The 8,948-nt window shown below is 58.2% G+C and carries 12 protein-coding genes; 3 read left to right on the plus strand and 9 right to left on the minus strand.

Annotation, left to right across the window (positions count from 1 at the left end; translation table 11 throughout):
- Nucleotides 1-57: 57 nt before the first annotated feature.
- The 6 genes from adk to PHQ58_RS19090 all read right to left on the minus strand — a co-directional run bounded on the left by adk (nucleotide 58) and on the right by PHQ58_RS19090 (nucleotide 4,037).
- Nucleotides 58-714, minus strand: coding sequence for an adenylate kinase (adk, locus tag PHQ58_RS19065; RefSeq protein WP_300114246.1), 657 nt, complete (start codon nucleotides 712-714; stop codon nucleotides 58-60).
- A 126-nt stretch (nucleotides 715-840) separates the two neighbouring features.
- On the minus strand, nucleotides 841-1,584 hold the full coding sequence (gene kdsB, locus PHQ58_RS19070; protein ID WP_300114249.1) for a 3-deoxy-manno-octulosonate cytidylyltransferase: 744 nt from the start codon (nucleotides 1,582-1,584) through the stop codon (nucleotides 841-843).
- Nucleotides 1,585-1,700: 116 nt separating this feature from the next.
- The gene (locus PHQ58_RS19075; protein ID WP_300114252.1) at nucleotides 1,701-1,883 is read right to left on the minus strand and encodes a Trm112 family protein; all 183 of its coding nucleotides are present in this window, start codon (nucleotides 1,881-1,883) and stop codon (nucleotides 1,701-1,703) included.
- An 18-nt stretch (nucleotides 1,884-1,901) separates the two neighbouring features.
- Nucleotides 1,902-2,969: a tetraacyldisaccharide 4'-kinase gene (lpxK, locus tag PHQ58_RS19080; protein ID WP_300114255.1), complete on the minus strand. Its 1,068-nt coding sequence runs from the start codon at nucleotides 2,967-2,969 to the stop codon at nucleotides 1,902-1,904.
- A gap of 4 nt (nucleotides 2,970-2,973) precedes the next feature.
- On the minus strand, nucleotides 2,974-3,399 hold the full coding sequence (locus tag PHQ58_RS19085) for a biopolymer transporter ExbD (protein ID WP_300114258.1): 426 nt from the start codon (nucleotides 3,397-3,399) through the stop codon (nucleotides 2,974-2,976).
- 11 nt (nucleotides 3,400-3,410) lie between these two features.
- On the minus strand, nucleotides 3,411-4,037 hold the full coding sequence (locus tag PHQ58_RS19090; protein WP_300114262.1) for a MotA/TolQ/ExbB proton channel family protein: 627 nt from the start codon (nucleotides 4,035-4,037) through the stop codon (nucleotides 3,411-3,413).
- Nucleotides 4,038-4,387: 350 nt separating this feature from the next.
- Between PHQ58_RS19090 and xseA the strand changes: the two genes are divergently transcribed.
- Together xseA and PHQ58_RS19100 are read left to right on the plus strand one after the other, a co-directional pair.
- A complete protein-coding gene (gene xseA, locus PHQ58_RS19095) occupies nucleotides 4,388-5,728 on the plus strand; it encodes an exodeoxyribonuclease VII large subunit (RefSeq protein WP_300114265.1) in 1,341 nt (446 codons plus the stop codon).
- 47 nt (nucleotides 5,729-5,775) lie between these two features.
- Entirely contained in the window at nucleotides 5,776-6,357 is a 582-nt protein-coding gene (locus PHQ58_RS19100; RefSeq protein ID WP_300114268.1) for a Fe-Mn family superoxide dismutase, read from the plus strand.
- A 161-nt stretch (nucleotides 6,358-6,518) separates the two neighbouring features.
- On the opposite strand, the gene PHQ58_RS19105 is transcribed toward PHQ58_RS19100, so the two are convergent.
- Together PHQ58_RS19105 and PHQ58_RS19110 are read right to left on the minus strand one after the other, a co-directional pair.
- Nucleotides 6,519-6,971 carry a DUF192 domain-containing protein gene (locus tag PHQ58_RS19105; RefSeq protein WP_300114271.1) on the minus strand — a complete coding sequence of 151 codons (453 nt, stop codon included), beginning with the start codon at nucleotides 6,969-6,971 and terminating at the stop codon, nucleotides 6,519-6,521.
- Between the two features lie 97 nt (nucleotides 6,972-7,068).
- Nucleotides 7,069-7,293, minus strand: coding sequence for a hypothetical protein (locus PHQ58_RS19110; protein WP_300114274.1), 225 nt, complete (start codon nucleotides 7,291-7,293; stop codon nucleotides 7,069-7,071).
- Nucleotides 7,294-7,501: 208 nt separating this feature from the next.
- Between PHQ58_RS19110 and icd the strand changes: the two genes are divergently transcribed.
- A complete protein-coding gene (gene icd, locus PHQ58_RS19115) occupies nucleotides 7,502-8,755 on the plus strand; it encodes an NADP-dependent isocitrate dehydrogenase (RefSeq protein ID WP_300114277.1) in 1,254 nt (417 codons plus the stop codon).
- Nucleotides 8,756-8,762: 7 nt separating this feature from the next.
- Here icd and PHQ58_RS19120 read toward each other — a convergent pair.
- Nucleotides 8,763-8,948: hypothetical protein (locus tag PHQ58_RS19120; RefSeq protein ID WP_300114280.1), on the minus strand; the 186-nt coding region annotated here is incomplete at its 5' end.

The raw sequence follows: 8,948 nt of genomic DNA on the forward strand, positions 1-8,948 counted from the left end.
ACCGCAGCGGGCATCAGGCCTTTTTGATGGGTAGCAGGCCGTGGCTTGAAGCGGGATTTAGCTGCTGAGGGCTGCAAACGCCCGAGCTGTGATTTCATCGACGCCACCGGTGCCGCTGATGGCGCGGTATTTGGGCGCAGCCGCAGGTTCGGCCTTGGCCCAGGCCGAGTAGTAGTCGACCAGCGGGCGGGTCTGGGCGCTGTACACGTCCAGACGCTTCTTGACTGTTTCTTCCTGGTCATCAGCGCGCTGTACCAGCGGCTCGCCACTCACGTCGTCCACACCAGCCACTTTGGGCGGGTTGAATTTGACGTGGTAGGTGCGCCCGGATGCCGGATGTGAGCGCCGGCCACTCATGCGCTCAATGATGGCGTCAAACGGCACGTCAATCTCCAGCACGAAGTCCAGTTGAACACCCGCCGTTTTCATGGCATCGGCTTGCGGAATGGTGCGCGGAAAGCCGTCAAACAAAAAGCCATCTGCACAGTCAGGCTGGGCAATGCGTTCCTTGACTAGGTTGATGATCAGGTCGTCGCTGACCAAACCACCGGCGTCCATCACTTGTTTGGCTTGAACGCCCAGCGGCGTGCCAGCCTTGACGGCGGCGCGAAGCATGTCACCCGTGGAGATTTGTGGAATGCCGTATTTTTGGCAAATGAAGGTGGCTTGTGTGCCCTTGCCCGCGCCAGGTGCGCCCAACAAAATGAGTTTCATGTGTGTCCTCGGGTGAGTAATAAAAAAGGGGAAACGGCCCAGGTGAACGTATCAACGCGGTCTGGGCTCAGAATTTGGCTTGGAGAATATCACGCACGAGCTTTTGGCTGGCTTACACCGCAGCGTTCATGTGTCAAAGAGCCGCCGCACCCGGTCCAGATCTTCGGGGGTGTCAACGCCAGGGCCTGGTGCGTGGTTGGTGATGTGCACGGCAATGCGGTGGCCGTGCCACATGGCGCGCAGTTGTTCCAGTGACTCTGCCAGTTCGGTGGGCGCTTGGGGCAGGGTAGGGAATTGGCGCAGAAATCCGACCCGGTAGCCATAAATGCCGATGTGGCGCAGCGGCGCGGGGTTTGGCAATTGCTGGGGGGTGTCTCTTGGATAAGGAATCGGCGCGCGGCTGAAATAATGCGCCAGGCCAGACGCGTCGCACACGACTTTGACGACGTTGGGGTTGTGAAAATCAGCCACCGTCTCAATCTCATGGGCCGCAGTGCTGATGCTGGCCGCTGGCGTGTTGATCAGCAGTGTGGCCACCGCGTTGACCAGCGCTGGGTCCATCAAGGGTTCGTCGCCTTGCACGTTCACCACGATGTCGTTGTCATCCAGACCCAGCAGATCGCAGGCCTGCGCCAGGCGGTCACTGCCGCTGGCATGGTCGATCCGTGTCAGCACGGCTTTCACGCCATGGGCTTGGCAGGCTTGAATGATCAGCGGGCTGTCTGCTGCTACCACCACCTGTGTTGCGCCAATGCTGGCGACACGTTGCGCCACGCGCACCACCATCGGCACGCCGGCAATGTCCGCCAGGGGTTTGTTAGGCAAACGGGTAGACGCCAGCCGGGCCGGGATCAGGACAGTGAAACTCACGTGATGGCACTCCTGCGATTGCATGTCGTTGCGGGGATTGGCCGCAAGATGCTGGGTCAAATGGCAAGCCCGCCAGGTTGGCTTTGGCATGCCAAACGTGGGGCGTTTGGCTTGGCCTACAGCCCGAGTTCCTCGTCGGTGAGGGTACGGGCTTCGTTTTCGAGCAGCACCGGGATGCCGTCGCGCACCGGGTAGGCCAGGCGGGCGCTGCGAGAGATGAGCTCGCTCTTGTCGCGGTCAAATTCAAGCGGCCCTTTGGTGACGGGGCAAACCAATAGTTCAAGTAGTCGTGTGTCCATGGCGTGATGATAGCTTGGTCAATTGGCGGATTTGGCCGTTTTCAGCAGCGCGCCAATGCGTTGATTCAGCGCGTTCAGGAACGTATCGGGCAGCGTGCAGAGCAGTGGCACCGCCCAGGCGTCGGGTCGTATAGACCACAATTTCACCGCGTCCTTTTCTGTACAAATAAGCCTGTAGCCTTTGTATTCATTGCGTGAGAAGCTCTCTAAATCGTAGTGGTCTGGCAGCGCCAGGGTTTTTGCAGGGTTGACGCCTTGGGCGCCCAGCATGGCGAAAAAGACTTCGGGCTGGGCGATGGCGGCCAGTGCCAGCAATGGCTGGGGTGAGGCTGGACGCTTGGCCAGCTCGGCCAGCTCGGCCAGCTCGGCCAGCTCGGCCAGCTCGGCCAGCGCCATGGTGCTGCCATCGGCCCGGTAGGCCACGCAGGCCAGGGTGCGCTGTGCCTGAAAGCCGTCAAACGCCGGATGTGCGCCGGTGTGCAACACCATGTCCAAGGCACGTGGCCAGGGCTCGCGCAGTGGCCCGGCCGGCAGCAGCCAGCCGTTGCCCACGCCGCGGTCATCAAACACGCCAATGTCCAAGTCACGCCGCAGGGCCAGGTGTTGCAGGCCATCGTCACTGACGATGAGCTGGGTTTTCGGGTGGGCTGCCAACAAGGCGCGGGCGGCGTCGATGCGGCGCTCGGCCACAAACGTGGGCGCTTGTGTGCGCCGCTGAATCAGGGCGGGCTCGTCGCCCACATCCATCGCCTGGCTGTGCGCCGTCACCTCAAAGCAGCCTTGTGTGCGCCGACCGTAGCCGCGCGAGATCACCCCCACAGCAAGGCCTTGCGCTTGCCAGTGCGCCACCAACGCGATCACCACCGGGGTTTTGCCAACACCGCCCACCACCACATTGCCAACCACCACCAAGGGCACCGCCACGCCTTCAGACTTGAGCCAGCCAGACCGGTACAGCGCCTGGCGCGTCCGCACCAGCAGGCCAAACAGCACCGAGACTGGCCATAGTGCGCAGGCCAACACACCGCGCCGCGTCCAAGCCTGACGCAGGCGATCTTGCCAGGCGGGGCTGCGCGGCAGAGTCATTGGCTTAGCGTGAGCCGTTCTGTGTGGATTGGGTGGCAAAGGTGATCTGGACCAGGCCGGCGGCTCGCGCCGCTTCCATCACGGTGATCACCGCCTGGTGCTTGGCACTGGCATCGGCGTGGATGATCACCACCGACTCCTTGCCTGCCTTTGCGCCGGCTTGCAAGGCGCTGGCCAAGTCCGCCACGCTGCGCCCACTGACCGCTTGCTTGTTGACGCTGTAGTCGCCCTCGCTGCTGACCGACACCAGCACCTCTTTCGGGTAATCGCGCTGGGCTTCCACGTCTGCCGTGGGCAGCTTGATCTGCATCTCGGTGAACTTGCTGTAGGTGGTGGAAAGCATCAAAAAGATCAAGATCACCAGCAGCACATCAATGAACGGGATCAGGTTGATCTCGGGCTCTTCTTTTTTTCGCGGACGAAAGTTCATGGCGCTGAACTCTATTTGCGCAGCGTGTTGAGGTGGCGCGCCAGCCGCTCGGCAGAGAGCTCCAGCGTCAATAAATACTCGTCAACACGACCGCGAAAGTAGCGCCAGAAAATCAGCGATGGAATCGCCACGATCAGGCCAAACGCGGTGTTGTAAAGCGCCACCGAGATGCCGTGTGCCAGCTGCGCCGGGTTGCCGCCTGTGGCGCCACCGGCCGGTTGCGAGCCAAAAATCTCGATCATGCCGACCACTGTGCCAAACAGCCCCATCAGCGGTGCGGCCGAGGCGATGGTTGCGAGGGCGTTCAGGTAGCGTTCCAGTCGGTGCGCCACCAAGCGGCCTGTGCCCTCCATGCTGGAGCGCAACTCTTCTTCGCTGCAACGCGGGCTGGCATTGAGTGCGCGCAAGCCGCTGGCGAGCACCTCGCCCAATGCCGAGTTCTTTTCCAGTTGGTTCACCACGTCCGGGCTGGGCACGTTGCTGCGGGTAACGGCCATCACCTCGTCAAGCAGCTTTGGGGGCACTATTTTGCTGGTTTTGAGGCTGACAAAACGCTCAATCACCAGCGCCAGGGCCAGCACCGAGCAGGCGATCAAGGGCCAAATGGGCCAGCCTGCGGCTTGTATGATGGAAAACAAATTGGGACTCCGCTGATGAAAAAAATGCTGGGTGATTATGGCGCAGCGTGTGCTGGATTCGCATCCTGTCTGTCAGTCACTTTGCCGCGGCAGCCAGCCAAGCGCAATGGCCAACTGCCCACAATTTCTGTGGATAACTTTGTGGAGAAGCCCATGCGGCAGTGCCTCAAAGCCACGTCTGGCGCGGCTTGTGACGGTTTGATGACTATTTAAGCAGATAAAAAACTCAATGAAATCAATGACTTTTTACGACAACTCGAGCGTCTGTGCTATTTTTTTTGGGGCAACACTGGATGCACCCAACTGTGGATTACTTGCCGGTGTGCATGCCATTAACAAGGACATTTCAGGTGTTTGAGCCCGTCATTCCTCAGGTCTCTGCTCGCATTTGGCAAGTGGGCGCGTTGTGTCGCGCCATTGCCGATGCACTTCAAGCCCGTTTTAACCCAGTCACGGTGCGAGGCGAGCTGACAGGCTTTTCGCGTGCGGCCAGCGGTCATTGTTATTTCTCGATGAAAGATGAGTCAGGCCAATTGCGCTGTGCCATGTTCAAGCGCGCCGCCACAAGCCTTGACTTTGCGCCACGTGATGGCGAGTTGGTCGAGGTGACCGGCCGCCTGGGTGTGTATGAGGCGCGCGGCGACTTGCAGTTGATTGTGGAGCGCATGACGCGCGCCGGCCAGGGCAACCTGTTCGAGCAATTTCTAAAGCTCAAGGCCAAGCTGGAAGCCCAGGGCCTGTTTGATGCCGCACGCAAGCGGCCCCTGCCACCCATGCCGCGCGCCATCGGGCTGGTGACCTCGCTGGGCGCTGCCGCCTTGCATGACGTAGTCACGGCGCTGCAGCGGCGTGTGCCGCACATCCCTGTGGTGCTGGTGCCTGCCTCGGTGCAAGGCGCCAATGCCTCGTCGGAGTTGGTTGGTGCGCTATCAAAATTGTATCTACTTACGCAATCAGGACAAGGGTCAGAGGCTGATTTAGCTTATAAAAAGAGCAAACGCTTTAAACCCGTGGTGGATGTGATTTTGTTGGTGCGTGGCGGTGGTGCCATGGAAGATTTGTGGGCCTTTAACGACGAGGCATTGGCGCACACCATTGCCAGCAGCCCGGTGCCAGTGGTGTGTGGGGTCGGCCATGAAACAGACTTCACCATTGCTGACTTTGTGGCCGACTTGCGCGCGCCCACTCCCACCGCTGCCGCTGAGCTGGTGGCGCAACCGCAAGAGGTCTGGCTGAACGCCTTGACGCACATGGCGCAGCGCATGCAAGACGCGTTGACGCGCCAACTGGACCGCCAGAGTCAGCGACTGGACGGCGCATCGGCGCGCCTGGGTCGGCCCTCCAACCGCGTGGCCGAGCAGCAGCTTCGGCTGGCTGCCAGTGGACAAAAACTCCAGGCGGGGTTGCGCCATGCGCTGGCACGCCGGCAACTGCATCTGGATCACCTGGCGGTTCAAATGCCGCAGGCCCTGCAACGCGGCATGCAAAGCCAGGCGCAGCGCCTGGCGCGTGCCACACTCAGGCTGGAGTTGCTTGACCCGCATCTGGTGCTGCAGCGTGGCTATGCTTGGCTGAGCGACGATCAGGGTCAAACCGTGAGCTCTCGCCAGCAGATTTATGTGGGGCAAGCCATTACAGCTACCCTTGCCGATGGCGCGGTTGATTTGACCGTGGTCAACACCCAGCCCTGAAACTTTTACAATCAATCGTTTTCCAACACCACCACACCGAGGATTTCATGGAACATACTTTGCCCCCCCTGCCTTTTGCCATGGATGCCCTGGCACCCCACTACTCGCAAGAGACCCTGGAGTACCACTACGGCAAGCACCACAACGCGTATGTCGTCAACCTCAACAACCTGCAAAAGGGCACTGAGTTTGAGAGCATGGACCTCGAATCCATCGTCAAGAAATCCAGCGGTGGCATTTACAACAATTCAGCCCAGGTCTGGAATCACACCTTTTTCTGGAACTGCATGACCCCCAACGGTGGCGGTGAACCGACCGGCGCTTTGGCCGCGGCCATCAACGCCAAATGGGGCTCCTATGCAGCCTTCAAGGAAGCCTTCGTCAAGTCGGCCGTGGGCAACTTCGGTTCCGGCTGGACCTGGCTGGTGAAAAAGGCCGACGGCACTGTGGACATCGTCAACATGGGTGCAGCCGGCACGCCGCTCACCACCGGCGACAAAGCCCTGCTGACCGTGGACGTGTGGGAGCACGCCTACTACATCGACTACCGCAACGCACGCCCCAAATACGTTGAGACTTTCCTGGGTAATTTGGTGAACTGGCGTTTTGCCGAAGCCAACTTTGCCTGAAGTGCTCGCGCGCTGACACAAAAAAACCACCTTCGGGTGGTTTTTTTATGCAATTTAGGCCTCTAGCCCTTATGAATTATGCGCAGACAGCTACTATTTTAAATAGCATTTTGACAAGCTGAAGAGGCATTCACTCGTGTGTGACAGGGCGAGACAGAGCGTCACTTGGCGCTGAATGGCCGGCCGCTGAGCTTGAAACCCGCCTTGATGCCTTTTTTTGCAAACCAGCCCTGGTTCATTTCCAGCACATAACGCACCGGCTTTTCCGAGCAATGCGATTCGGTGGTTTGTGGCTTCATGTCGGCCAGGTTGACGATCGTGCCATCGTCGGCCACAAAGGCGGCGGTCAGTGGCAACAGGGTGTTTTTCATCCAGAAGCATTGCTCACTCGGCTGATCAAAGATGAACAACATGCCTTCACCCTGTGGCATTTGTTGGCGAAACATGAGGCCTGTGGCGCGCTGTTCCGGTGTGGCTGCGACCTGTGTGTCAATCAGGTGCATGCCTGCTGTGATTTTGGTGCGCGGCAAGTTCACTTGAGGCGCGTCCTGCGCATGGCCCAGTGTGCAGCAAGTGGTAATTAGCGCGAAGAGACTGGCAGTAAAAAGTTTCATGGCTTAATTTTGACGCATTCAAAAGAGTCACTTGAAAAGCAGGGCGTAAAAAAGCCCGCTTGAGCGGGCTTTTTTGAACCAAGCCGTGAGGCAGTGATTACATGGCAGCAGATGCCTTGGCAGCTGGCTTCTTGGCTTTGGATGCCTTCTTGGCTTTGCCAGCCTTCTTTGCAGGAGCAGCTTTTTCAGCAGCAGCAGCAGCAGGAGCAGCAGCTTCGACTTTAGCGGCAGCAGGAGCAGCGGCAGCAGCAGGTGCAGAGGCAGCAGCGAAAGCGCCAGCAGCGAAGAGACCAGCAACCAGAGCAGCGAGGATTTTGTTCATGTGTAATATTCCTTGAGATAACGTTGATGCAAAAAACCTTCAAATTCAAAGAAGGTGACAGTACAACGCGGGCACTTGCGGGCTGGTTGACACGGTCTGCAAATTTATTCGGAATAGAATAAAAAACTCAGATGGGCACCCAGGGCTCAAAAGCCATGGGTAAGCGGCCCAAACAAGATGATTGATCAACCCACGGAGACAAAATTCCATGTATCAGCACATCAAGGTGCCCTCAGAAGGCCAAAAAATTACCGTCAATGCAGACTATTCATTGAACGTGCCAGACCAGCCCATCATTCCGTTCATTGAAGGCGACGGCACTGGTCTTGACATCACCCCGGTGATGATGAAAGTGGTAGATGCAGCCGTGGCCAAGGCCTATGGGGGTAAGAAAAAAATCCACTGGATGGAGGTCTACGCCGGTGAAAAGTCCACCAAAATTTATGGCCCGGACGTTTGGCTGCCTGAAGAAACATTGGCTGCACTGCGCGAATACGTGGTGTCGATCAAAGGTCCGCTGACAACACCCGTGGGCGGTGGCATTCGTTCGTTGAATGTGGCGCTGCGCCAAGAGCTTGACCTGTATGTGTGCCTGCGCCCGATTCAATATTTCGAAGGCGTGCCCAGCCCGGTGAAAGAGCCGCACAAGACCAACATGGTCATCTTCCGTGAAAACTCGGAAGACATTTACGCAGGCATTGAATTCGAAGCGGAGTCGCCCAAGGCCAAAAAACTCATCAAATTCCTCCAGGATGAGATGGGTGTGACCAAGATTCGTTTCCCCAACACGTCTGGCATTGGCATCAAGCCGGTGTCGCGCGAAGGCACCGAGCGCCTGGTGCGCAAGGCCATTCAGTACGCCATTGACAACGACAAGCCCAGCGTCACTATCGTGCACAAGGGCAACATCATGAAGTTCACCGAAGGCGGCTTCCGTGACTGGGCTTACGGCTTGGCACAAAAAGAGTTTGGTGCTGAATTGATTGATGGTGGCCCATGGTGCAAATTCAAGAATCCCAAGTCGGGTAAAGAAGTCATCGTCAAGGACAGCATTGCTGATGCCTTCTTGCAGCAGATTTTGTTGCGTCCCGCCGAGTACAGCGTGATTGCCACGTTGAACCTCAACGGTGACTACGTATCCGACGCGCTGGCTGCACAAGTGGGCGGCATCGGCATTGCGCCCGGCGCCAATCTGTCTGATTCAGTCGCCTGTTTTGAAGCCACCCACGGCACCGCACCCAAGTACGCCGGCAAAGACTACGTGAATCCGGGGTCTGAAATTTTGTCTGCAGAAATGATGCTGCGCCACATGGGCTGGCTGGAAGCGGCCGATGTCATCATCAAATCGATGGAACGCTCAATTGCCAGCAAAAAGGTCACCTATGACTTTGCACGCCTGATGGACGGCGCCACGCAGGTGAGTTGCTCGGGCTTCGGTCAAGTAATGATTGACCACATGTAAGCACGAGTTAGTGTGATTTGGCGGCTGCATGCCGCCCTCCAAAAAAAAGCCCTGACGCAGCGATGTCTAGCCGGTAGTTTAAAGTGTTGACGCTTTTGGGTTGATTTGTTAAAATGCCCTCTGAGCCGTAACGGTTTGGAGGGCATTTTCTTGTCGAAGATTTCTCTAGCAGGGTACCGCTTTCCAGAGCCCG

It is taken from the genome of Rhodoferax sp., assembly GCF_028688795.1.
In the GTDB taxonomy this organism is placed as follows: Bacteria; Pseudomonadota; Gammaproteobacteria; order Burkholderiales; family Burkholderiaceae_C; genus Rhodoferax.

What these genes read in the sequence shown, in the direction of transcription:
- lpxK (WP_300114255.1), bottom strand. Translation starts at nt 2,969, where the DNA reads ATGACTCTGCCGCGCAGCCCCGCCTGGCAAGATCGCCTGCGTCAGGCT.
- PHQ58_RS19110 (WP_300114274.1), bottom strand. Translation starts at nt 7,293, where the DNA reads ATGAACAAAATCCTCGCTGCTCTGGTTGCTGGTCTCTTCGCTGCTGGC.
- PHQ58_RS19085 (WP_300114258.1), bottom strand. Translation starts at nt 3,399, where the DNA reads ATGAACTTTCGTCCGCGAAAAAAAGAAGAGCCCGAGATCAACCTGATC.
- adk (WP_300114246.1), bottom strand. Translation starts at nt 714, where the DNA reads ATGAAACTCATTTTGTTGGGCGCACCTGGCGCGGGCAAGGGCACACAA.
- icd (WP_300114277.1), top strand. Translation starts at nt 7,502, where the DNA reads ATGTATCAGCACATCAAGGTGCCCTCAGAAGGCCAAAAAATTACCGTC.
- PHQ58_RS19105 (WP_300114271.1), bottom strand. Translation starts at nt 6,971, where the DNA reads ATGAAACTTTTTACTGCCAGTCTCTTCGCGCTAATTACCACTTGCTGC.
- PHQ58_RS19075 (WP_300114252.1), bottom strand. Translation starts at nt 1,883, where the DNA reads ATGGACACACGACTACTTGAACTATTGGTTTGCCCCGTCACCAAAGGG.
- PHQ58_RS19100 (WP_300114268.1), top strand. Translation starts at nt 5,776, where the DNA reads ATGGAACATACTTTGCCCCCCCTGCCTTTTGCCATGGATGCCCTGGCA.